18 protein-coding genes are annotated in these 22,771 nt (G+C 68.1%); 7 read left to right on the plus strand and 11 right to left on the minus strand.

The genetic code is table 11. The features are described 5' to 3' along the window. Positions 1–134 precede the first annotated feature (134 nt). The 3 genes from BO221_RS03535 (at position 135) to BO221_RS03545 (ending at position 4,382) form a co-directional block, all read left to right on the plus strand. Complete coding sequence (locus BO221_RS03535; protein WP_073558871.1) at positions 135–2,147, plus strand: RecQ family ATP-dependent DNA helicase; 2,013 nt, start codon at positions 135–137, stop codon at positions 2,145–2,147. Continuing rightward, positions 2,144–3,115 carry a DNA-processing protein DprA gene (locus BO221_RS03540; protein ID WP_073558872.1) on the plus strand — a complete coding sequence of 324 codons (972 nt, stop codon included), beginning with the start codon at positions 2,144–2,146 and terminating at the stop codon, positions 3,113–3,115. Before BO221_RS03535 ends, BO221_RS03540 begins: the two co-directional genes overlap by 4 nt. A 148-nt stretch (positions 3,116–3,263) precedes the next feature. Then, positions 3,264–4,382, plus strand: coding sequence for a C45 family peptidase (locus BO221_RS03545; protein ID WP_143195237.1), 1,119 nt, complete (start codon positions 3,264–3,266; stop codon positions 4,380–4,382). A 3-nt stretch (positions 4,383–4,385) separates the two neighbouring features. Here the strand turns inward: BO221_RS03545 and BO221_RS03550 are convergent, their stop codons facing one another. Further along, on the minus strand, positions 4,386–5,357 hold the full coding sequence (locus tag BO221_RS03550; protein ID WP_073558874.1) for a nicotinamidase: 972 nt from the start codon (positions 5,355–5,357) through the stop codon (positions 4,386–4,388). Positions 5,358–5,374: 17 nt separating this feature from the next. Next, positions 5,375–6,826 (minus strand): nicotinate phosphoribosyltransferase, encoded by a 1,452-nt coding sequence (locus BO221_RS03555; protein ID WP_073558875.1) that lies wholly within the window; start codon positions 6,824–6,826, stop codon positions 5,375–5,377. A gap of 64 nt (positions 6,827–6,890) precedes the next feature. On the opposite strand from BO221_RS03555, the gene BO221_RS57225 reads away from it, so the two are divergent. Then, entirely contained in the window at positions 6,891–8,030 is a 1,140-nt protein-coding gene (locus BO221_RS57225; protein WP_073558876.1) for a TonB C-terminal domain-containing protein, read from the plus strand. Here BO221_RS57225 and BO221_RS03565 read toward each other — a convergent pair. Genes BO221_RS03565 through epmA form a run of 3 tightly spaced genes read right to left on the minus strand, consistent with a single transcriptional unit; the run spans position 8,027 to position 10,749 of the window. Further along, positions 8,027–9,034: a retropepsin-like aspartic protease gene (locus tag BO221_RS03565; protein WP_073558877.1), complete on the minus strand. Its 1,008-nt coding sequence runs from the start codon at positions 9,032–9,034 to the stop codon at positions 8,027–8,029. The two genes, BO221_RS57225 and BO221_RS03565, sit on opposite strands and share 4 nt — an antisense overlap. 45 nt (positions 9,035–9,079) lie before the next feature. After that, complete coding sequence (locus BO221_RS03570; protein WP_073558878.1) at positions 9,080–9,754, minus strand: inorganic pyrophosphatase; 675 nt, start codon at positions 9,752–9,754, stop codon at positions 9,080–9,082. An 8-nt stretch (positions 9,755–9,762) separates the two neighbouring features. Next, the gene (gene epmA / locus BO221_RS03575) at positions 9,763–10,749 is read right to left on the minus strand and encodes an EF-P lysine aminoacylase EpmA (RefSeq protein ID WP_073558879.1); all 987 of its coding nucleotides are present in this window, start codon (positions 10,747–10,749) and stop codon (positions 9,763–9,765) included. Positions 10,750–10,779: 30 nt separating this feature from the next. Between epmA and BO221_RS03580 the strand changes: the two genes are divergently transcribed. Beyond that, positions 10,780–12,708, plus strand: a complete 1,929-nt coding sequence (locus BO221_RS03580) for a chromosome segregation protein SMC (RefSeq protein ID WP_233165620.1) — start codon at positions 10,780–10,782, stop codon at positions 12,706–12,708. Positions 12,709–12,842: 134 nt separating this feature from the next. On the opposite strand, the gene BO221_RS03585 is transcribed toward BO221_RS03580, so the two are convergent. The 4 genes from BO221_RS03585 to BO221_RS03600 all read right to left on the minus strand — a co-directional run bounded on the left by BO221_RS03585 (position 12,843) and on the right by BO221_RS03600 (position 18,086). After that, positions 12,843–13,892 (minus strand): SPFH domain-containing protein, encoded by a 1,050-nt coding sequence (locus BO221_RS03585; protein WP_073558880.1) that lies wholly within the window; start codon positions 13,890–13,892, stop codon positions 12,843–12,845. A 182-nt stretch (positions 13,893–14,074) separates the two neighbouring features. Further along, entirely contained in the window at positions 14,075–14,875 is an 801-nt protein-coding gene (locus BO221_RS03590) for an ABC transporter permease subunit (RefSeq protein ID WP_073558881.1), read from the minus strand. Positions 14,876–14,877: 2 nt separating this feature from the next. Continuing rightward, positions 14,878–15,795, minus strand: a complete 918-nt coding sequence (locus tag BO221_RS03595; protein ID WP_073558882.1) for an ABC transporter ATP-binding protein — start codon at positions 15,793–15,795, stop codon at positions 14,878–14,880. Then, a complete protein-coding gene (locus tag BO221_RS03600) occupies positions 15,792–18,086 on the minus strand; it encodes a glycosyltransferase family 39 protein (RefSeq protein WP_073559452.1) in 2,295 nt (764 codons plus the stop codon). Before BO221_RS03600 ends, BO221_RS03595 begins: the two co-directional genes overlap by 4 nt. A 255-nt stretch (positions 18,087–18,341) precedes the next feature. Here BO221_RS03600 and BO221_RS03605 point away from each other — a divergent pair, with 255 nt between their 5' ends. Together BO221_RS03605 and BO221_RS03610 are read left to right on the plus strand one after the other, a co-directional pair. After that, positions 18,342–19,580 carry a hypothetical protein gene (locus BO221_RS03605; protein WP_143195238.1) on the plus strand — a complete coding sequence of 413 codons (1,239 nt, stop codon included), beginning with the start codon at positions 18,342–18,344 and terminating at the stop codon, positions 19,578–19,580. Positions 19,581–19,592: 12 nt separating this feature from the next. After that, positions 19,593–20,456 (plus strand): hypothetical protein, encoded by an 864-nt coding sequence (locus BO221_RS03610; protein ID WP_073558883.1) that lies wholly within the window; start codon positions 19,593–19,595, stop codon positions 20,454–20,456. A gap of 6 nt (positions 20,457–20,462) precedes the next feature. On the opposite strand, the gene BO221_RS03615 is transcribed toward BO221_RS03610, so the two are convergent. Both BO221_RS03615 and BO221_RS03620 read right to left on the minus strand, forming a co-directional pair. Next, positions 20,463–21,926, minus strand: a complete 1,464-nt coding sequence (locus BO221_RS03615; RefSeq protein ID WP_143195239.1) for a hypothetical protein — start codon at positions 21,924–21,926, stop codon at positions 20,463–20,465. Then, positions 21,923–22,702: an outer membrane lipoprotein-sorting protein gene (locus BO221_RS03620; protein ID WP_043393332.1), complete on the minus strand. Its 780-nt coding sequence runs from the start codon at positions 22,700–22,702 to the stop codon at positions 21,923–21,925. Before BO221_RS03620 ends, BO221_RS03615 begins: the two co-directional genes overlap by 4 nt. Positions 22,703–22,771 lie beyond the last annotated feature (69 nt).

Genomic DNA, 22,771 nt, shown 5'->3' on the forward strand with positions numbered 1-22,771 from the left:
TAATGCCGCCTGAGCTGAGGCTTCTTGGTGGACTTCCAAGGTAGTCCAACAGTCTCTGCGAGATAGGCTCGGCGCTCGCTTCGGCTTGGGTAATTCTACTTGACGAACGCGCCTATCTATCTCCTACTTATTAGGTGACGCCCCCTGTCGATCTACACCGCATCCTGCGAGAGCAGTTCAAGCTTCACGCGTTCAAGCCCGGCCAGGAAGACGCCATCCGCTCTGTGTTGTCGGGCGAACGCCTTCTTCTCATCCAGCCCACTGGTTGGGGCAAGAGCCTCGTGTATCAGTTCGTCGCTCGCGTACGAGGCCTCACTGTAGTGTTTTCGCCCTTGCGCGCCCTCATGCGTGACCAAATTGAGAAAGCACGCGGGTTCGGGTTGCGCGCCGAGTACATCAACTCTGATCAGGGTGAGGCAGATGATCTTGACTCGCGACGCATGGTGCACCGCGAAATCCTTGAGCGCGCAGTTCGCGGCGAGGTGGATCTTCTGCTAATCGCACCCGAGCGCATCGAGAACGAGTTGTGGGAGGAATTTGTGCCACACCTTCCCATCAAAGCGCTCGTGGTGGACGAGGCGCACTGCATTTCGGTGTGGGGCCACGACTTTCGCCCTGATTACAGGCGCATCGCGCGCGTGGTACAATTCCTACCGAAGACGGTGCCTGTACTTGCCGTAACAGCGACCGCGACGCTTGGTGTGGAAAAGGATGTTCTGCGGCAGATTGGGCAAGGAACGCGCGTAATGCGAGGTTCGCTCGTGCGTCCGAACCTCGGCTTGCGCGTTGTGAACGTCGGCAACGAGGCGGAGAAATATGCAGTCGTCGCGACATTGGTACGTACCTTCTTGGGGACAGGGATAGTGTACGCGGCGACGCAGGCACAGACTGAAGCGCTTGCAGAGTTCCTGCGCGAGCAGGGTATCAACGCCGAGCACTACCACGCGAATCGCTCTGACCGTCCAGAAATCGAACGACGGTTCATGGCAAACGATCTGAAAGTGGTTGTCGCAACGAACGCGCTGGGAATGGGCGTTGACAAGCCGGACGTACGCTTCGTCATCCACGCGGAATTCCCTGGGTCGCCCCTCCATTACTACCAAGAGGTTGGGCGAGCGGGACGCGATGCTCATCCAGCAACTGTCGTGCTTGTGTACAAAGCCGAAGACGCAAAGGTACAGCAACACTTTATTGCTAGCAGCAAGCCACGCGAGGAGCACTACGAGCGAGTAATCGCAGCGCTAAAGGCACAGCCGAGCCGCCAGAAGGAATTGACGATGCAATGCGGCCTGAGCGAAAGCATCGTCAAGCGCGTGCTGACCGATCTCCTGCTTGAGGGTGCCGTTGCGAAGGATAAAGATCTCTACTACCGTCTACTCAAACCCGTGAGTATTAGCGGCCTGAATATCAACGAATCCTACGATCGCCGCATACTTGAACTGGAAGTCATGCAGGGATACGCCAAGCACGCAAATTGCCGTATGCGATTCTTCACACAGTTCCTCGGCGACCCCGATACTGGTGTGTGTGGGCGCTGTGATCGCTGTGTGCCAACAAGTCCCCTGCTGTTGACCAATGATGTGTTGCAGAGTGCGCAACAGTTCACTGAGTTTCCGAAACTCGGCATCAAAAACGTGCAGGGTGGAGAATTGGTGTACGCCTCGGGGTTTGCAGTAGATTACTACGGCGGAACGCGCATTGGAGAACTCATCCGCGCGAGCAAATACGAGGGGCGGGGCGACTTTCCGGAGGAACTGGTAGACGCTGTCGTGCGCCTCGTGCGGGCGCGCCTGCCACTCGCAAGCATCCATGCAGTGACGTTCATGCCTCCGACCGAGAGCGGCAGTTTGGTCGAGCGCCTTGCGATGCGGGTGGCGAAAAAGCTAGGTAAACCTCTTATTACAGCCCTTGGAAAGCTCCGCACCACGCAGGCGCAGAAGGGATTCGGTTCGCGCGAGGCGAAGCGTCAGAACCTGCGTAACGTATTTTCCGCCATTGCAAATGTTCAGGGCAAAAACATGATCGTACTCGATGATGTGTGTGATACCGGAATTTCGCTTGGCGAAGCTGGTAAAGTACTGAGGAAGGCGGGGGCGGGCACCTTGCACGCCGTGGTCATCGCCAAAACCCGCCTCAATGACGCATGAGCGAACCCCTCTACTGGCATCTCCTTGCCCACGCCCACATCACCCCTAACGAGCGCATGGCGGTTCTCAATGCCGCAAAAGCGCTCGACGGGGATGTGGCGAATCTCACCGCTTGGGTAGAGGGTGGCTATCCTGGCGTAGCGGCCGACCTGCGTGCCACTGTTTTGCAGGCATTCGAAGCCAGCGCACAGGAAGCGTTTATTCTTGAGGAACTCGAAGCGCAGGGTATGCGCGTTCTACCTGGCCGTGATCCGGCGTACCCCAAACGCTTCAAGCGCGCACTCGCCAAACGCACGCCCATCACGCTGTACCTAGCAGGCCGAGAGGAGTTGCTAAACGCACGCCGAACGATCGCCATCATCGGTTCACGAGACGCCAACCCAGAAGCCCTCGACACTGCGCGTCGTGCCGCCGCCTTTTTCGCGCGCCAGGGGTACGTACTTGTAAGCGGTAACGCTCGCGGTATTGACCAAACAGCCGAAGAGTCCGCGATTGAGGCAGGCGGGGAGGTAGTATCCGTGCTCCCTCAGGGGCTACTTGACAAGGCTACATTGTCGCTCGTACGCAAACGGAATCGAGCCCTACTCGAAGGACAAGTAGCCCTTCTGTCCGAACTCCATCCAAAGTCACGCTGGCAGGGGCGCTTTGCGATGATGCGAAACCGCTTGATTGTAGCCCTCGCGGACTTTGTGCTCGTCGCGCAAACTGGCTTGAAGGAGAGTCGGTCGAACGGCAAACTCACGCAGAGTGGAACTTGGGCTGGCGCTGAGGACGCCCGCAGCTTGGGTCGGCGCGTTTTCGTGTTCGATTTGCCCACCGATGGGAACTTGGCTCTCGCGCGTGCTTTTGCTGAACCAGTCCCTTTGACACCTAATGACGACATGTTCTCAGCTATTGAGGACGCGCTGAAACGCCCTCCCAGACTCGTTCCGGATACCACCCCCTCAGCACAACCCAAGTTGCTCTGAGGGCGGAGGCTTCAGTTCCTGCTGAACTGCTCTCAGAGATGAGTGCGCTCTAACTTCTAGTCCTGCAACGTAACGCCGTTCACATGCTGGGCGGTCGCTCTCCACGGTTTCTGCTTAGCTTGGCTCAACAGGCGAGGAGCCCCCACACGTGTCGCATTCGTTCAAGCGAGGCACCACCCCACCGCGTACCTTGAACCCCATGACGACGCAGACGCTTCGGGTCATCGAGTGCCATGGGACGCCGCGACAGATAGGACACCAGTGGGGAGAGGCATGTCGCGAGAGCCTGCGCGCCTCGGCGGAGAATCTCTTCCTGGCCCTGTCCATGAGCCCGCTGGGGGCTTCGCGGGAGGACGTGGTGCGCGCGGCGATGAAGCTGGAGGCCAACGTGCGCGCCTTCGACCCGGAGGCGCTCGAGCGCATCCGGGGACAGGCCGAGGGCTCGGGCCTCGCCTACGAGGAGAGCTTCGCGCTCCACTGCATGCTGGAGCTGGCCATCAACTACGCGCAGATCGGCGGCATGTGCACGTCCGTGGCCCTCACCGGCGAGGCCACGAAGGATGGGCAGGCGCTGCTCGGACAGACGATCGACTGGAACCCGGGCGCGCGGATGGACCTGCTCCGCATCCGCCACGCGGACGGGCGCGAGCAGCTCTCGCTGTGCCTGGACGGCTCGCCGTACTACCACCTCAACAGTGACGGGGTGGGCAACTGCGCCAACCTCACGATCGTGGAGCCACGGCCGTGCGCCTCGCTGGTGCCATTGTCCGTGTACCTGCCCAGGGCGATGCGCCAGCCGAGCCTGTCCACGGCGCTGGAGGTGCTCGTCACGACGGCGAGGGGCTTCGGCTACTACCACCTGGCGGACGCACAGGGGCACGTGGTGGGCATCGAAAGCACGTACGACGACCACGTGCTGCTGAAACCGGAGCGAGGAGTGCTCGTCCACGCCAACCACTACCAGTCCGAGCGCTTCCGGGAGCGGGACGTCACCCACCACTACGTCCCCTGCACCTTCGGGCGCCGGGAGCGCATCTCGGAGCTGGTGGCCGCCGGCCACGGCCACCACACGCCCGAGACGGTGAAACAGATGCTCACGGACCACGGCACGCCCGAGGGCCGCATCTGCCTGCACGACACGCCGCCAGCCCCCGGGGCCATGCCGCGCGAGACGGCGGCCACGGTGGTGATGGCACCCGCCCGCCGCACGATGTGGGTAGCGGCGGGGCCCGCGTGCCGGCAGCCCTTCGCCGAGTTCAGCCTCTGAGCCTCACGGGGCCAGCGGGTCTGTGGTCCGGACCACCTTCATCCCGGCCTCGCGGAACGTCCGCATCGCCTCGTTGGCCACGCGCGGGAAGTCCAGCCCGGGAGGCAGCGGATCCAGCGGCGGGGCCGGCACGGGGCTCATCGCGTCCTCGAGGATGTGGATGCGCCCCATCTTCGAGCGGTCCGTCGCCTCGATGTGCTTGCGCAGGTCCATCAGCGTCGACAGCACGCAGTGCGACTTCGCCTGCCCGAAGACGTACACGCGGTCGAACGTCAGCAGGTGGTCGAAGAGGTCCTGGTTGAACTCGCCCACCTTGCGCCCGGGCAGCTCCGTCACCTCGGGAGACAGCACCGAGTAGTTCTCCGTGAGCGGCTCTTCGCCCTTCACCTCGAAGCGCGTCTGCGTGTCGCGAGCCACCGCGTGGAAGAGGCTCGCCTCCATCATGGCGGGCAGCAGGGCGTGGCTCAGCCCGCCGAGCAGCGCGTGGTACGGCCACACCGTCAGCACGTACTTGCCCGTGGCCTCCAGGCGCTCGCAGTAGGCGAGGCTCTCCTCGGAGTCACGCGTGGGCCGCCACTTCCCCGAGCGGATGTCCGCCGACGTAATCACCGTCATCGGCGGGGGATTCCGGCCCTCGGCGTCCTGCCACCACGCGGGGTGGAACACCTGGAAGACACGGTGGGTGTCCAGGGAGAACACCAGCCCGGTGATGCGGTCCAGGTTCGCGTACAGCCAGCGCAGCGTGCGCTGCGAGTCCTCCACCGCGCCCGGGACGAAGAGGCTCGCCTCGGGCTGGCAGAAGGCCACCTGCACGTCGATACCGAAGGCGGCGATGCGCAGCCGGTCCTCGCGCGCGGGCTTCACCTGGTGGGCCAGCGCGTAGCGGCGGGCCTCGTCGGTCACCCGCGCGGCCCGCTCCAGGTACAGCGTGCCCACGCGCTTCTCATCATGGAACTCGGGAAGGGGCAAAGGCATGGCGTTCTCCAGGAAGCTCAGGCTTGCTGCGCGGCGCCCCGAGGGAAGTGACGGTGGCGCAGCTCGTCCACGAGCGCTTGCGTGGCCGGCGTGTACGCGACGCGCTGCTCCCCCTCGCCCGGAGCGGGGATGGAAGCGGCGGTCTCGGGCGTGGCACCGGAGAGCAGCTCGTAGCCCTCGGGCACCGGCTCGCCCTCCTGACCGATGAGGCCGATGGGGCCCGAGCCACTCCGGCGGCGGAACACCACCGGCACGCCCGGGATGCTCTGCTTGCCCTCGGCCAGCTCGTTGCCGAACTTCATCGTCGGCACGTGGCCCGTGCGCGACAGCTTGTACACCGCCGCCACCCGGTCCCGCGTGTAGGGGCACGCCATGGTGCGCGCCACGATGAAGCCGCCATAGCCGTAGAACTGCTTCGAGGACTCCCAGCCGTACTGGCTCCGCAGCTCCTCGAACTCGCGCGTGGCCTGCGCGTCCAGCCCGTCCTCGAGGATGAACACCGGCTTGATGCCCTCCTCCTTCGCCCGGGACACGGCGAACACGTACTGCTTCTTCTTGTCGCCCGAGTCGAAGCGGATGGAGTCCCCTGCCCCGGGGTCCTCGTGGACGAGGCGGAAGGCCGTGGGCAGGCCCGAGGTCACCGTGTCGTAGGTGTCCAGCAGGTAGCTGGAGCGCTCGGGCCGCCGCTCGCGGATGGCGCGGAAGGCCGCCTCGTCCGAGCCGTAGCGCTGCACGTGCTCGTGACCCATGGTGCCCACGGGAATCATCCCCAGCTTCTGAGCCAGGTACACGTTGCTGGTGCGCGTCACCCCGGCCTCCTTGCAGGCGCGCAGGGCGAGCTCATGCTGCTCCAGGCACGTGGCCGCGCGCAGGCCTACCTCGAAGATGCGGCTCGGGTCCTGCACCGCGTTCACCAGCTCGCGCACCACGGCCACCACGCGCGCGTGGTAGCCCTCGGGGTCCACGGAGATGGGTACGGGCTTCACGCCCACCGCGTCCAGCGTCTCCAGGGCGATGCGCTTCTCCTCCTCGCACGACACGACGGCGAGCGCCTTGGCCAGCGCCTCGCGGTCCGCCAGCGCCTGGGTGGCGATCTGGATGCGGAAGTTGAGCTGGAGCAGCAACGGCTCCAGCCACGACACCAGCGCCGAGGTCCCCGTCACCGTGAACACGGGCTCGCGCGCGTAGAAGCGAGCGCCTTTGGGAAGGGCGCGGATGACCAGCCTGTCCTTGCGCTGGATGGCGGCCTTGAAGCCAGCACCCATCTCGTAGCTGTTGCGAGCCAGGTAGACGTAGTCGCTCTCGGCCGGCTCCGGGAGCAGGTTGCGCACATAGGGCTCGAGGTCCAACGGCACCACCTGCTGCCCGCCCTTGCGGTGCGAGTAATAGAAAGTCTCCCGGCGAAGCGGCCAGCCAGCCTCCGCCATGCTGAACTTGTAGCCGTCCGTCGCGAGCAGCGAACTCCCCATGGTGTTGCCTCCAGGGCGCCCACTCTAACCAAATGGGCGCCGAGGTGGTTGAATCGGGTCAGGCATGCCGGACTCCCGCCGCCGACTGTTGCTCGCGCTCCTCCTCAGCCTCGGCCTGCACGCCGGGGTGTGGCTGTGGATGGAGGTCCGGCGTTCCCCGCTCGCGGAGCAGCGCCGCCCGCCCCCCGCACCGGCGACGCTCCAGTTCGTCGAGGTGGAGGTGGCCCCACCCCCTGAGCCTCCGAAGTCCCTGCCCCCGAGTCCCCCACCGCCGAAGCCGCCCCGCCGTCCTCCACCGGCCGTCGCGCAGGCGCTGAAACCACCGGCCCCGTCTCCGCCCACTCCGGTCGAGCCTCCGCCTACCGTTACCGAGACCCCTACCGTGAGTGACATTCCGCGATCGGACGGGCCTCGGGCCGAGGGGCCGAGCCTGGGGGCCTCCCGGCTCCTGCCCTCGCCCTCGCTGACGTGGAGCCCGGACAGAGGAGTCGACATCCCAGACGCCGGCGTACCCGTTCCCGCCACGCCGCAGGAGCGAGTGGCCGACATGGTCATGGAGGGGGTGCGCCGGGGGAAGGTGGACCGGGGGCTCGTGCACCCGTACTACTCCGAGCTGGGCAAATCGCTGCTGAAGAACTGGGATGCCGAGCGCGCCGTCAGCGCCAAGGGCATCAAGGGCTTTCTCGATCAGACCCGCGGCAATTCCGCGGAGTGGATGCGGGTCTGGTCGGACAAAGCGGCGGCCTACGCGAACACGGGCTCGGCGCTCGACGCCGATACGCCGGAGGCCTACGACCGGCTGCCGCCTGGAGGGGACCCATCGCTCGAAGCGCGCCGCACGTTGCGCCGGCAGATGAAGGAGCAGTTCCGCTCCACCCGCCGCGCCACGGTGCGCGTGGTGCAGGACACCGCGGGACGGTTGCTCAGCGTGGAGCTCGTCACGCCCAGCAATGACCTCCAGATAGACCGGGAGGCAGTGGCCGACATCCGCGCCGCCGCCGCGAGACTCCCCGTTCCACCGCCCGAGGCCCTCCAGGGCCGCACGCAGCTGGCGAGCCTGTGGCAGATCGAGCTCATCATCTCCATCAGCCCGCCCGTGCCCACCCTCAGCCTCGAGTTCGACGCGGAGATGAATCTCACGGACATGCGGATGCCGCTCGATCGCCGTCTCTACAAGCGCGTGCGGCTGCTCGAAGTGCGTTAGCGCTTACGCTCCGAGAGCTCGAATCGTCCCGCCTTGGCATCGAGCTTCATCTCGAAGCGCGCCAGGAAGCCGAGCCCCAACAGTCCATCCACGTCCGGAGGCAGGGTGGACATGACGGCCACCTCGACGTTCTCGGCCCGGGCGCCCTGGAGCGCGATGCTCGGAACCCGGACCACCGGAGCCTGGATGAGGCCATTGGCCGTGCGGAACGACATCGTCCGGGCCCCCTCGAGCTTCAACCCGAGCTGGTCCGCGAACGCCCGCGAGACGGCCACCAGGTTCGCCCCGGTGTCCAGGATGAACCGGCCCCGCTTGCCATCGACCAGCGGCTCCACCCACAGGGTGCCCGTCTTGCTGACCGGCACCACCGCCCTGCCCTTCCCGAGCTCGCAGCCCATGGCCGCCAGCTGCGAAATCCGATTCCTCACCTCGGGCCGTCTGAGGGACTCGATGTTGGACTGCTGATGCTCCAGCAGCGCGAGGTGGCCGTCACACGGCCGGTCCAGCCGCTCGTAGGCGGCGGCCAGCTGGTTGGCCACCTGGAACTGCTCCGGCTGGAGGCGGAAGGCCTGCTGGAAGTCCGCCAGGGCCTGCTCGGACTTCTGCAGCGACTGGTGGGCCATGGCGCGCCATACCCAGTACCCGGCGTTACCCGGCGCGCTGTCGATGAGCTCCGTGGCATCCCGGATGGCGAGGTCGAACTCGCTCAGCTGCATGTGCGCCGAGTAGGTGATGGACCGGAGCTGGGGAAACTTCCCGCACCGCGAGATGAAACCGTCGGTGAACTGGATGCTTCCCCGCCAATCCCCGGCGGAGAACACGGTCTGGGTGTACTGCACCGCCTTCGTCCGATCGCAGGGCTCCTTCTCGAGCGCGTTCCGCAGTTGCACCACGAGCCCGCGCTTGGGCCCGTAGTCGAACGTGGGCTCCGGCTTCGCCTGCTCACAACCCCACAGGGAAGCACTGCTCAACAAGGCAACGAGTACGCGGACGGGGAATCGCATGGGGCGGGGCTTCTATCCCGCCCCGTCACCGTGGGCAAATCACGCCTACCCCTTGCGGCCGCGTGGCTTGCGCGCGGGCGAGGACGTGCCCTGGCCGTACACGCGCTGGTAGTCCTTCATGCTGCGCATGATGACCTCGTGCGCCTCGCTCCGATCGTACATCTCGACGATCTCCACCGCGCGCTTGGCCTGGCTGGGAATCTGCTTGTACGTGAGGAAGTAGTGCTTGAGGCGCTCGACGAGCGTGGTCGGCAACTGCGCCACGTGCTGCAGCGCCCCGTAGACGAGGTCCGACTCCAGCACGGCGATGATCTTGTCGTCCGCCTCGTTGCCATCGACCATGCGGAAGCCGCCCACCGGCACCGCGCGCACCAGCAGTGCGCCGCTCGGAATCACCTTCTCCGTCAGCACGCAGATGTCGAGCGGATCCCCATCGCCCTTGATGCCCTTGTTTCCGGTGCGCTCGGCGCAGCGCTTCGCCACCAGCTCGTCACAGTACGTCTGCGGGATGAAGCCGTAGAGCGTGGGGCACTGGCTGGAGAACTGCTGCGGCCGGTCCAGGCGCAGGATGCCCGAGTCCTTGTCGAGCTCGTACTTCACCGTGTCGGTGGGCACCATCTCGATGTACGTGGTGACGACCTCGGGGACCTCGTCGCCCGGGGAAATGCCGTGCCAGGGGTGGGCCTGGAAACTGTGGGTCTGCGGCTTCTTGGTGGCCATGTCACTTCTCAGACGAATTCGTGTGCCGGGAACAGGAGGACATCCGAGATGGACTCCACGCCCAGCAACAGCATCAGGATACGATCCAGCCCCACGGCGATCCCCGCCGAGGGTGGCATGCGGCCTACCGCGTCGAGGAACCGCTCGTCCAGTGGATACACGGCCCGGCCCGCATTGCGCCGGAACTCCTGTTCCTCGACCAGGCGGGCACGCTGCTCCACCGCATCCGTCAGCTCGGAGAAGCCGTTGGCCAGCTCCAGCCCCCGGGCATACAGCTCCGTGCGCTCGGCCACCGCCGGCTCTCCCGGCTTGAGCCGCGCCAGCGAGGCCATGGAGGCGGGGTACTCCGTCAGGTAGGTCGGCCGCTCCCACCCCAGCTTCCCCTCCACCTTCTGCAGGAAGAGGTGGAAGAAGACGTCGTCGAAGCTGGTGGCATCCCCCGTGCGCACCCCGGCCGCCTCCGCCGCCCGCTTCAGCGAGGGCCCGTCCGCACAGGCCCGGAGGTCCACGCCCGTCTCCCGCAGCACCGCGTCCCGCACGGACAGCCGCTCGTAGGGCGTGCGGCGGAAGAAGCCATCACCCCCCACCGCCTGGTCCGCCTCCGCCAGCGCCCCCTCCAGGTCCGCCATGATGGCGTGGTAGTCCGCCCGGGGCCGGTAGAACTCCAGCATGGTGAACTCGGGGTTGTGGGTCTTCGAGACCTCCCCGTTCCTGAATACCTTGCAAATCTGGAAGAGGGGGCCTGCTCCATCGGCGAGCAGCCGCTTCATGGCGTACTCGGGGCTGGTGTGCAGGTAGAGGGGGCGGCGCTGGCCCACGTCCGTCTCGGGGACGAAGGGGGCCTCGAAGGCGGTGATATGGGGCTCCATCCCCGGGGTGGGGATGAGCAGCGGGGTGTCCACCTCAAGGTAGCCGAGCTGGGTGAAGAAACGGCGGAGGGCTCCGTAGAGCGCCTGCCGGCCGACGGCCGAGCGCCACTGTACAGGATTGGGCATGAGCGCCGCGGAAGTTACATTGCGCGTCCCATGCGCCCAAGGCTTCCCGCACTCCTCCTGACCCTCAGCCTCGGCACCCTCGGTGGGTGCGTCACCACGCCCAAGGCGCCTCCCCCTCTCACCGAGGAGCAACAGCTCGCCTCCGACGTGGCGCGGCTCGCCTCCGACGCGGCGGCCCTGCTCAAGGCGCAGGACCTGCTCGTGTGGAGCTACTGGTCCGAGGGAGCCCGCGCGGACGTGGCCTCCACGTACGTGGGCAAGGAGACGCTGTTCAGCCTCGACAACATCCGGAAGATCGACCGGCTGCGCCAGCGCACCACGGAGCCGCGCGAGCTGCGCGCCCTCACCGCGCTCCAGTCGCACTTCGCGGGCGAGTACCTGTCGCAGCAGCTCTCCGAGGTGAACGACGCCATCGCCAACCTGGAGGCGTCACTGACCTTCCAGGTGGACGGCCGCGAGGTGCGCTGGAGCGAGCTGGAGCGGTTGCTCGCCAACGAGCGCAGCGCGCCGAAGCGCCAGGCCCTCTACACCGCCGCCACGCCCGCCCTGGAGCGGCTCGACCCGCTCATCCAGCGGCGCGAGCAGCGCACGGAGGAGCTGGTACGCGAGCTGGGCTATCCCTCGTACGAGGCCTTTGGCGGTGAGCTGAGGCAGGCGGACCTGGGCCGGCTGGCCCTGCTGGCCGAGGAGGTGCTGCAGGCCACCGAGGCGCCCTACAAGGACGTGATGGAGCGGCTGGCCCAGCGCGAGCTGGGGATGCCCTTCACGAACCTCACCCGGGCGGATCTGCCGCGGCTGTTCCGCCCGCGCGAGGTGGATGGCTTCTTCCCCAAGGGCGAGCTGCTGCTACGCGCGCACGGCACGCTGTCGGGGATGGGCATCGACCTGGGCGGCATGAAGAACGTGCGCATCGACGCGCGCGAGGGCGTGAAGCGCAAGAACCCGCGCCCGCTGTCGCTGGGCATCGAGGTGCCCGGGGACGTGCGGCTGTCGGTGCGGCCCGTGGACGGCGCGCTGGAGCAGTCGCGGCTGTTGCACGAGTTCGGCCACACGCTGCACTACGCGTACACGAAGGAGCCGCGCTTCGAGCTGGCCAAGCTGGGCAACCCCACCGTCACCGAGGCGTACGCGGCCCTCTTCGAGGACCTGGTGGAGGACCCGGTGTGGCTGGAGGAGCACGCGGGGCTGACGGGGAAGGACCGGGCCACGTACCTGGCGGCCACGAGCGCCCACAAGCTGTTCCTCATCCGCCGCGCCGCGGGCCGGCTGCTGTACCAGCTCGCGCTGCACCGGCAGGAGGAGGGCGTGGATGCCCGCGAGCTGTACAAGGCCATGCTCGAGCGCGTGGACGAGATGCCCGCGACGAAGGACGACGTGGCGCGCTACCTCATGGAGCAGGAGGACTTCTTCCAGTCCGCGGACAACTTCCGCGCGTGGTTCCTCGCGGGCCAGCTGCAGGGTCAGCTCAAGGCGCGCTTCGGACCCTCCTGGTGGCACGAGCCGGACGCCGGGAAGTTCCTCCAGGAGCTGTGGGCCCACGGCAACGCGCTCTCCGCGCGCGAGGTGGCCGAGCGCGTGGGGGAGAAGGGCATCTCCCCGGACGTGCTGCTGCTGCGGCTGGGCACCACCCTGGGCGTCCCCATCAAGCTGGATGCCCGTGACGAGGGCTCCGCCACGCCCGCGGCCCCGGAGCCCACGGCCCCGGCCTCTCCCGAGAACACCCCGGCGGCCCCCGAGCAGGCCCCCGCCGCCGAGCCCCCTCCGGCCACGCCCGTGACGCCCGCCCCCGCATCCGCGCCCCAGCCCACTCCGGCGGCCACGCGCCCGGCGAAGCCGAAGGCCTCGAAGGTCCGCAAGCCCGAGTCCCGCCAGGCCCGCGCCTCGAAGAAGAGCAAGGCCTCCGCCCCCAGGAAGAAGGACGGCTTCCGCACGGGCCACGGACATAAGTCCCGGCGGTAGGAACACAGAGGCCCCCGCCCGGAAACACGGGCGGAGGCCTCGGGGTACAACTCGGGGTTACCGGCACCCTCACCCCGTCCCTCTCCCGGGGGGAGAGGGGATTTTGGGGCAAGTGGGGCACCGTCAGCCGCGGGCTACAGCAGCTTCATCAGCTCCGCGCGCTTGGCGTTGTACTCATCGTCCGACAGCACGCCCGCGTCCTTCAGCTCCTTCAGCTCCTTCAGCCGCTGCGCCGGGGTGCGCGTGTCCGCCGGCGCCGCCGCAGCGGGAGGCGGCTGCTGCTGCTGGTGCTGCTGCTGCTGCTGGTTCGTGAACATCTGGGCCATGCCGAAGCCCATGCCCATCCCCATGCCCTGCAGGCCGGCCCCGGCACCGCTGCCGTCGCCGCCCTTGGCCATGCCCTCGGCCGCGCCCAGCATCGCCTGGCCCTGCGCGTACTGCTGGAAGCCGCCCGCCAGACGCGAGTACGCCACGTCCTTCGACAGCTTCTTCAGCGTCGCCTCGTCCTCCTCCTTGATGCTGACGTGGAAGTTGCCCATCCGCACCACGGTCATGCCGTAGGTGTCCACGTGCGGCTTCAGGCCGGCGATCACCTCGTTCTCGATCTCCTCCGTGTACGCGCCGCTCGTCACGTCCAGCAGCGGCCAGCGCTTCTTCACCAGAAGCTCGGCGATACGGTCACGCGTCACCTTGAGTACCTGGTTCTTGAACCAGCCCAGGAAGTCCGCGTTGCTGGTGCGGCCCATACCCACCAGGCCCACCACGAGCTTCTCCGGCTCCGTCACCCGGACGGAAAAGTCGCCGTACACCATGGTGCCAATGCCCAGCCCCGTCTCCGGGTCGCGCACGTCACCGATGGGGCCGCCGAACTTCACGCCCGTGAACTCGCGCGTGGAGACGAAGAAGACCTCGGCCATGAACATGTTGCCGCCGGTGAAGCCCTCCACCAGCCGCGACAGGAACGGGATGTTGCTGGTGTCCAGCTGGTGCCGCCCCGGCCCCAGCTTGCCCTCCACCTTCCCGTCCTTCACGAACAGTGCGATCTCGTCCGCATCGACGGTGAGCTGGGTGAGCATCCGGATGTTCTTCTCCGGATACTTGTAGACAATCTCGCCCTTCGCCTCGTCAGCGCGCGCAATGAAGTTACGCTTCGCCTCGTCCTTGATCGTACCGAAGAATCCCATCGTGCTTTCGTCGCCTCCAGAGACCGCGTCGACTACCGGGAGCCACGCCGCCTACCCCTCTAACGCATAGCGACCGGGTCTATTGCATGCCCGTTGATCGCCCCGCACCCGGCTTGTCCTGGGAACATGCCAGAGGTTACGCACCCTTGGCCAGTCAACCCGGCATTCCCCTGTCCGCCCGGCTACCCCCAGCGGCTGATCAGCCGCTCCCGGTCCAGCAGGCGGATACTCGCCCACAGCAGGGCCACGTCGAGCAGCAGGACCACCCCGCCCTGCACCGCGTAGTACACCGGCCCGGCGTGCAGGAAGCCCGCCACCTGGCCGGCCACCAGCCCCACGAGCGGGAGCACGATGAGCGCGGCGATCTGCTGCGCGGTGCGAGCCTCGGCGACGCGCGCGGAGATGAGCACCGCCACCCCGTTGCCGAAGAAGGCGAAGAGCGGCGCCAGCACGAGGATGCCGAAGAGCCACAGCGTGTTGGGCAGCATCGGCCCCTGGCCCAGCGGCCACGCCACCACGTCCACTCCGACGCACAGCAGCACGAAGGCCATCCACGTGATGATCAGCGCCGGCACCAGCGAGGCCAGGCTCTTGCCCGCCACCAGCTCCATCGCCGTCACCGGCGAGGCCAGCAGCGGCTCCAGGGTGCGCCGCTCCTTCTCCCCCGCCACGCTCTGTGAGGAGATGAGGATGGGGACGAACACCGGCATCACCAGGAACATGCCGAACCAGTCCAGCAGCGTGCGCTCCACCAGGAAGCGCCCGGCATTGGCGTTCAGGGGCAGGGTCGGGTCGTAGTAGAGGGCGATCACCCGGAGGTTGCTGTCGTTCGGATCCCTCACGTACGTCCAGACGACGATGATGGGCACCACCACCAGCACCAGGGGCAGCGCCGCCATGCCCAGCAGCAGCACCGGGTTCCTGCGCAGATCCAGGAAGTCCTTCCAGAAGACGGCCAGCGCGCGCCGGGAACGGAACGCCATGCTCACACCCTCCCCTCGCGGATGAGCTCCAGGTAGACCTCCTCGAGTGGGCGCTGGGCCGGCACCGCGCTGTGCACGCGGGCTCCCGCCCCCACCAGGCACGCCACCACGTCCGGGGCCTGCGCCTCGTCCGCCAGCATCACCCGCAGCCGGGCGCCCTCGGCGAGCACGTTGGGCGCGAAGGGCAGCGCGGACAGGGCCTGGACGTAGCGCTCGGCCTCGCCCTCCACCTTCACCTCCAGCGCGCTGCCCGTGCGCCGCAGCTCGTTCACCGGTGCCATGGCCAGCAGCCGCCCCTTCACCACCGCCACCCGCGTGCACAACCGCTCCACCTCGGACAGGTTGTGCGAGCACAGGACGATGGTGCGCCCCTCCGCCGCCAGCTCCGCCACCGCGTCGCGCACGGTGCGCGCCGACTCGGGGTCCAGGCCGCTCGTGGGCTCGTCCAGGAAGATGACCTTGGGGTCGTGCACCAGCGTGCGCACGATGGCCAGCTTCTGCCGCATGCCCTTGGAGAAGCCGCCGCAGGGGTCGTTCTCGCGGCCCGCCAACCCGAAGCGCTCCAGGTACGACCGGGCCCGAGGCCACGCCTGACGCTCGTCCAGCTCGTGCAGCTTCATGAAGAAGCGCAGGTTGTCGCGGGCGCTCAACCGCTCATAGAGCCCGGGCTGCTCGGTGAGCAGGCCCACCACGCGCCGCAGCGCCTCGCCGTCCGTGCGCACCGAGTGCCCCCAGACGCGAGCCTCCCCCTCCGAGGGCTGGAGGAGGCCGGTGAGCATGCGCACCGTGGTCGTCTTCCCGGCGCCGTTGGGGCCGAGCAGACCGAACACCTCGCCGGGGCGGACGTCGAAGTCCAACCCCTCCACCGCGGTGCGCGCGCCGAAGCGCTTGGCGAGACCCTGGACGGAGATGCCGCTCAATCGATGCTCACCAGGATGAACTTGTTGTTGATGTCGCGGTCGATGACGGTGACGGTCTTGTCGGCGCCCGCGGCCTGCTTGAGCATGCCGAGCCGGTTGTGCTCCACCAGGGCCCACTCGCGGCCGGGCTGGTCCACGAAGGGCTTGAGCTTGGGCGCCTCGCGGATCTGCTTCACCTGGTTGCGCGAGTAGAACGTCTCGCCGCGCCAGTTCATCAGGAAGGCGGTGATGGGCTCGTCCGGCTTGCGCTGGGCGTAGTAGCGCCAGAAGAGGTCCCGCTGCGTCCAGTGGTGGGACAGGTCCACCCAGTGGCCCCAGTTGAACCAGAGGGCGAAGCCGGCCGCGAGCGCCCAGAAGGTGCCGTACAGCATCACCCGCGCGCGCTGCAGCGCCGCCACCACCGCCAGGCCCCCGGCCACGGCGAAGACGAAGCCCATGGCCATCTTCACGTTGACGGGCTGGGACAGGGACTTGAGGAGCGAGTCGCTCGCGGGCGGCAGGCGGACGGTGCGCACGAGGCTCATGGCCCCCACCAGCAGCAGGGCCCCGGAGAGCACCCACAGCCCGGTGCGCGACTCCTCGCTGGCCCGGTACGCCTGCCAGGCCACCCAGCCGCCCACGAGGAACAGGGCCCCGCCCATCAGGGGGCTGGCGGACACGGCGCCGCGCAGGGCCATGGGCAAGAGGAAGGCGAGCCCCATCGCCAGGCACAACAGCGCCACGCCGCGCTCGTACACCGAGGACTTGTTCTTGTCGGAGAACGCGCCCACCGCGAGCCAGGAGCCCACCGCGAGCAGCACCAGCGTCAGCAGGTCGCCCATCCACAGCGGACGGGAGACGAACATGGCGATGGGCCGGTTGACGAGGTCGCTGGGGTAGGGCCGGTCGTAGTTGTAGACGAAGAGGTCGGTGAAGTTCTTCGGGTTGTTGGCCAGGTCGTGGCCCACGAGGATGAAGAGGATGAGCCCGAAGACGAGGCTCATGACATGGGCGGAGATGCCCTCCTGCCAGAGCCGGTCCACGAAGAGGGCGATGAGGATGGCCATGCCCGGGAGCACCGGGAAGACGTAGTGGTGGAACTTGGTGGCCGAGGAGGCCAGCAGGGTGAAGGAGAAGGCCACCCACAGCGCGGCCATGAGGGCCAGCTGGTCCGCCTTGTTGCGCGAGCGCGGCCGCAACCGCGACACCAGCGCGAAGGCACCGGGCACCAGCGCCACCCAGGGGAAGATGGCGAAGCCGCCCTGCTCGATGAAGTAGATGAAGGTGCCACCCGGCGTGGTGGTGTGCACGCCCGCGCTCAGGCGGTTGAGGTGGTCGTGGATGAAGAAGCGGTACCAGAAGAGCTTGCTCTCGTCGTCCACGCCATCGAAGAGGCACAGCACGAGGTACCAGGGCACGGCCACCGCGCAGAACACGAGGATGCCGGTGCCCAGCTTCATCTTGTACATCTGCGCCCACAGCACCGGCATGGGGCGCTTGCCCTCGCGCACCTCGGCGCGGAAGGGGGCCTCCAGCAGCCAGCGCAGGTGCGCGTTGAGGCTCGCCGCGTCATAGGGGATGACGGCGAAGAGGGCGTAGAGCACGAGGATGACGGCCGGCAGGCCCACGCCCAGCAGCCCCTTGGCCAGGGTGGACAGGCCCGCGAAGACGTAGAAGGCGTACCACCACGCGGCGCGGTGCTTCGTGATGTCGTCGTCGAACTGGCCGATCATCGCGCACGCCATGGCGCACACCAGCGTGGTGACGAAGGGCGTGTCCGTCACCGTCTGCCGGGTGAGCAGGAAGTAGAGCGGCATGGTGGCCAGCACGAAGCCGGTGGCCAGGCCCGCGCGCCGGCTCACCACCCGCGCCACGGCCAGGGACAGCAGCGACACCGCGGCGATGCTCAGCAGGGCGAAGGGCATCCGCATGCCCCACTCGGTGTAGAGGCCCAGCGCGCCCTCGGTGCGCAGCGAGCCCACCACCTGCATTCCCAACGCCTGCATCCACATGGTGAGCGGCGGCTTGGAGAAGAACCACGCGTTCTCCCAGTAGGGGAACACGTAGTCACGGCGCTGGACCATCTCGCGGCCCACCTCGCCGTAGTGCGTCTCCCATGGGTCCCACAGGCCCACCGCCCCCAGGTAGGGGATGAAGAGCAGCGCCGCGAAGGCGGCTGTCGCCAACGCCACGCGCAGCGTCGGCTCCAGGGCCATCCAGCGCTTCGCCCACGACTCCTGGTGGATGCCCTTGCCGAGGACGGCCTCGGTAAAGGTCTGCGGCTCCTCCTGCTGCTCTCCGTTGCTCGACACGGGGAAAGACGCCTCCGTCCGCATGGGCCCACGCTCCGGACGTGGGTCGCGGCCTTATATCCCCCCCTCCCGCCCCGGTCGACCTCCGCCAGGGCCTGATATCGTGTGGTCCGCTGCTCAGTGTGCCGGAGCCTGCACACCCGGTTGCACACCCCACCTCTCCGTCAGGCCGGTCCCCAGACGGAAGGCATGCGGCTTGAATCCCCCGGACCCGCCTTCCCCGCACGCCGCGGTACCCCCCTCGGAGGCCAGCCCATGATGACGGCCGTGCTCCTCGCCCTCCTGCTCTCGCAGTCCGGAGGCCCTGAAGCCCCCTCGGAGTCAGCCGCCCCGGCCCGTACCGTGACGTTCGCTCCTCCGGAGTCCCCCCTGCCCTCCCTGACCTATCGGGGAGCCACCTGGTGCGCCTCGCTCGGAGGCTCGCCCCAGGTGCCCTCGGGCCGCTACCGGCTGCAATGCGATACCTCCACCCGGCGCTGCCTCGCCGTGCCCCAGAACGAGCTGGAGGCGGATGGGACGGAGAGTGAACGTCTCCTCGAGCGTACGTCGTCCTGCCGGGATCTGCCCCGGGAGGAGCTCCGCCAGCTCCTGGCCGACGGCTACACCTTCGTGCCCGCCATCGCCGAGGCGCCTCCCGGCTGGTACCGCGACGAGCGCGGCCGGGTGATGCAGTTCAACTTCGACCTGCACCGGCGCGTCTGGCTGGGAGGCGCGTGGGCACCGCTGTGGCGCACGGGCGAGCCGCGCGCCCTGAGCCGGGGCCGGTTGGACTTCGGCATCATCGCCGAGGTCCCCGACGGGGAGCGGATGATGCGCCGCTTCACCGTGCTGGACACCGAGCTGATTCTCGGGGAGCAGTCGTCGTTCGATGCCACGCTGTTCCGCTACGACACCAACGTCCGGCAGGACAAGCCGCCCATCCGGGTGACCACCTTCCTCGGCAAGCCGCGCCGCGGGGACTTCAACTTCGACATGGGCGCATGGCTGGAGGTGCTGCGGCTGGAGATGCTCCGCCGCGGGGGGCTCGACCACATCTTCTATACCCTCATCTCCGGACACCTGACGCTGGACCTGTGGCACTCGAGGGATCTGGCCTCGTACGTGCGCGTGCGGGCCGGCCCCTCGCTGGAGTACGACCGCACGAACAGCACCTTCGCGCTCATCCCCGGCGCCGCCGCCGAGGGGAACATCACACTCGACTCGAATGGCTTCCACCACGTCACCTTTGGCGCCGAGGTGGAGAAGCTCCTCTTGGATATGCGGGTGGAGGGGCGGCCACACCACCCGGAGCGGCTGAGGGTGCGCGCCGGCTACGAGCTCATCCTCCTGGCCATCAACGACCAGCCCTTGAGCCTCGTGCTCGAGGGGCGCGGTCAGTGGCGCACGGACCTCGTGGACGAGCGCCCCGTCTGGGAGTGGTCCGCGAACACGGGCCTGCGCTTCTCGCTGTGGGCCCCCGCCCGCCGCTCCGCGCCTTTGGCTGCCGCTCGCTGAGGACGGGCCGGAATGCTCGCGCTCACGCTCGCGCTGCTGCTCGCCAGTGCCTCCGGGGACGGGGCGGACTGTGTGCGCGCGGACGAGGCCGGTGAGACCTTTCCCATCTGCTTCGACCCGGGGAACGGGCTGCTCCTCGGAGCCGGGCCCGCCGTACAGGGGGGAGCGGTCACACCCGAGCTCCACGCGGGCATCCTGTTGCGCACCGAGTGGAAGAGCCGCAGCAAGGGCACGCCCTGGCTCAACACGCACCGGCTGTTCGTCACCCGGGTCCGGAGCGGCACCGCACGCCTGGGACTGACGGCCACGCTCTACGAGGGCAACCTGCGCCGCCACCTGGAGGAAGGATTCATCCTGGTGCCCACCGCGCGTCCCGTGCGCATCCCCTTCCCGTTCGACCTCACCCTGGCAATGCGGTTGGGGCACTACGAGCGGCGCGTCTGGGAGGGGCCGGGCTGGACGCTGGAGACGGGGCGCGCCGCGCTGCTGCTGGACCCGGTGCGCGCGACCACGGCCCGGGTGTGGCTCGGCGTGGGGCCGGCGGCGAGTCATGCACTGCGCAGCTCGCGCGAGGGCATGACGCATGAGTTGTCTCCGTTCACCACGCTCCTGCTCGACGCGGGCTACGAGACGGAGAACGGGTGGTGGGCGGCACGCGTCACGGCGCTCGCCGGATGGGCGGTGGGGCTCGATGGAGGGATGCGCTTCCGGACGCGCGAGGAGGTAGTCCTGGAGCGGCTCCTCATCGCCGTGAATGATCAGCCGGTGTGGCTGCGGCTCTCCGCGGCGCATGCACACGCGGATGCGGGAATCGCCCGGGTGGACGAGTGGTCCGCCGGATTGGGGCTCACCGTGCGGGCCTGGAGCGCACGGTGACGCCAACTACAGCGACAACCGTACCGAGGCGAGCACCTGGTCGTTGCGGTTGAAGTAGCCGAAGGCACTGAAGGACGGGCCACCGTACACCTCGGCCGCGAGCCCCACGTGCACATGCTCGCTCACGCGCCAGCCCACGCGCGGCGCCACGAGGAAGGAGCGCTGGATGGGCTCGAAGGCCCCACGCATCCCCACCTGCAGCCGTCCCTCCAGCAGTGAATAGCCAACGTCGGCCACCAGCAGGTGGAAGAAGGCCGTGCGCTCCTGTCCACGCGCCGTGCCCGGCTCCAGCAGGAAGAGCACCTCCTGCGCGCCCACGTCCGGCACCGCGAGCCCGGTATAGGTGACGGAGTAGATGAGATCCGACTCCTCCGCCTGTGACACCCCCACCACCCACGACACCGCGGACTTGCGCAACGGGCGCAGCCGGTCGCTGTAGAACGTCCGCGAGGGGCTGAAGCCCACGTCCACATCGAGCTGCGCGGACCCCACCAACGTGCTCGCCTCGGCGGCCACCACGTGCTGGCGCGCATACCGGCCGGTGATGAGCCTCTCGCCCGCGCTCAGCCGGTCCTGCAAGGAGAGCAGCAGGGCCGCGTCCACCGGCTCTCCGCGCTCCCGGGCGCGCAGCAGCGTCTCCAGCTCCGGGTCGAACGTCACCTGGGGCTGCTTCTCGTTGGCCCACACCCACGAGCCGCCCAGCTTCACCCGGCCCACGTCGCCAGTGACGCGCAGGCCCACATCCCCCGGCAGGCCCGGCCGCTGCGTCTCCAACAGGTGCGGCTGCAGTCCGTCCTCCACCGACGGGTCCACGGAGATGGGCACCGGCACACCCAACTGCGGCTGCAGCAGCGCCATATCCTGGCCGAACACGTCGTAGCGGTCCGCGAAGAAGAAGGGCGCCCACACGGCTGTCACGGACAGCGGCCCCACCGAGGCGAGCGCCCGCGCGGCGAAGACGGGCAACTTCAAATCCTCTGGCTCGAGTTGCACGAAGCTCTGGCGCAGATCGCGCGGGTTGAGCACGTCCGTGGGCGCGAAGAAGGGGTTCGCCCCGAAGACCAGCGTCTGCTGCCCCACCCGCACGTCCACCCACGGGGTGTACACGTCGAGGAAGGCCTCGCCCACGAAGGGCTCGAAGGAGGATTTCTCGCGCTCGAAGCCCTTCTGGGCCCCGCCGCGCCACAAGGCCCGCCCCTCCACCACCAGCCGCAACGAAGGACCCAGCTTCACGTCCGTGGCGAGCGACGCCCTCCCCCACCCATCCACCACGTGCTCGCCAAGACCATCGTCACGGGCGGGCTCGAAGCCGGTGTCCACGCCTCCCATCAACCGCACATCCCCCCGCACCGTCACCGTGGGCGCCACGGGTGCATCCGAGGAGAACTCCTGCAGCGGCTCGGCTTCCTGTGGGGCCGCGAGCGCGAGCGCGGGGACCAGGGCCAGCAGTGTGGGCAACCCGTATCTCACCCTCGCTCCAGGGCCCGCTCGGTGAAGGCCTCGTCGCCGAGCTGCACCTCTTCCAGCTTCAGCACCTCGAGCGTCGTGCGCGAGCCCGTCTGGAGGTTCTCCATCACCGCCTCCGCGGCGACGAACCGGTCCTTGAACTTCTTGAGCTGCACGGCGCGGTACACCTTGAGCGGCTTGCCCTCGCGGTCCGAGTACTCGGCCTTCACCGGCACATCGGTCTCCTTGTCCACGTAGAGCGTCACCTCACCGTAGGGAGAGTCCGGCCCGGCCTTCCCGCGCAGCACATGGGCGAGCCGATCCAACACCTTCGTCTCGCCTACCAGCCGGAGCGACTCGTCGCGCTCGCCGCCCGAGCCTCCCAGGTCCGCGTAGTTGAAGTCCGTCTCCATGAAGGACTGGCCCCGCTGTCCCTTCGCCACCTTGCGCACCCGCTTCAGCTTGGGCAGGTACAGGGAGATGTCCGCCGGCTCGCCCGGGGCGCCCTCCACGGTGAGCACCGCCACGCCCGCCACCCCTGCCGGCTGCGAGAAGCGCGCGAGCGAATGCAGCCGCCCGCCCACCCGCTTCGCCGTGGAGGTGAGCACCTGCTCCTTGCGCCGGCCGTCCTTCAGCACCGTGCTGAGCTTCAACTCCGCGCGCAGGCCCAGCAGGTTGAGGGCTCCCCTCTCCCGGCTCCGGCGGGCGATGTCCGCCGCGGTGTCCTCGGCCATCACCGGGGGAGCCAACAGGAGCGCCACCGCCGCGGCGCACAGGAGGGGGGCGAGCTTGTTCCGCATGGCGCGGACTCTAATCCCCTGCTCCCCTCCCGCCAGCCCTTCGGGTGCCCGGCCGCTCATCCCCCCTCT

The sequence above is a fragment of the Archangium sp. Cb G35 genome (genome assembly GCF_001896145.1).
Classification (GTDB): domain Bacteria; phylum Myxococcota; class Myxococcia; order Myxococcales; family Myxococcaceae; genus Archangium; species Archangium violaceum.

Excerpts from the sequence above, each read along its gene's own strand:
- BO221_RS03610 (WP_073558883.1), top strand. The coding sequence starts at position 19,593 with ATGCTCGCGCTCACGCTCGCGCTGCTGCTCGCCAGTGCCTCCGGGGAC.
- BO221_RS03590 (WP_073558881.1), bottom strand. The coding sequence starts at position 14,875 with ATGGCGTTCCGTTCCCGGCGCGCGCTGGCCGTCTTCTGGAAGGACTTC.
- BO221_RS03605 (WP_143195238.1), top strand. The coding sequence starts at position 18,342 with ATGATGACGGCCGTGCTCCTCGCCCTCCTGCTCTCGCAGTCCGGAGGC.
- BO221_RS03585 (WP_073558880.1), bottom strand. The coding sequence starts at position 13,892 with ATGGGATTCTTCGGTACGATCAAGGACGAGGCGAAGCGTAACTTCATT.
- BO221_RS57225 (WP_073558876.1), top strand. The coding sequence starts at position 6,891 with ATGCCGGACTCCCGCCGCCGACTGTTGCTCGCGCTCCTCCTCAGCCTC.
- BO221_RS03570 (WP_073558878.1), bottom strand. The coding sequence starts at position 9,754 with ATGGCCACCAAGAAGCCGCAGACCCACAGTTTCCAGGCCCACCCCTGG.
- epmA (WP_073558879.1), bottom strand. The coding sequence starts at position 10,749 with ATGCCCAATCCTGTACAGTGGCGCTCGGCCGTCGGCCGGCAGGCGCTC.
- BO221_RS03565 (WP_073558877.1), bottom strand. The coding sequence starts at position 9,034 with ATGCGATTCCCCGTCCGCGTACTCGTTGCCTTGTTGAGCAGTGCTTCC.
- BO221_RS03550 (WP_073558874.1), bottom strand. The coding sequence starts at position 5,357 with ATGCCTTTGCCCCTTCCCGAGTTCCATGATGAGAAGCGCGTGGGCACG.
- BO221_RS03540 (WP_073558872.1), top strand. The coding sequence starts at position 2,144 with ATGAGCGAACCCCTCTACTGGCATCTCCTTGCCCACGCCCACATCACC.
- BO221_RS03620 (WP_043393332.1), bottom strand. The coding sequence starts at position 22,702 with ATGCGGAACAAGCTCGCCCCCCTCCTGTGCGCCGCGGCGGTGGCGCTC.
- BO221_RS03555 (WP_073558875.1), bottom strand. The coding sequence starts at position 6,826 with ATGGGGAGTTCGCTGCTCGCGACGGACGGCTACAAGTTCAGCATGGCG.
- BO221_RS03580 (WP_233165620.1), top strand. The coding sequence starts at position 10,780 with ATGCGCCCAAGGCTTCCCGCACTCCTCCTGACCCTCAGCCTCGGCACC.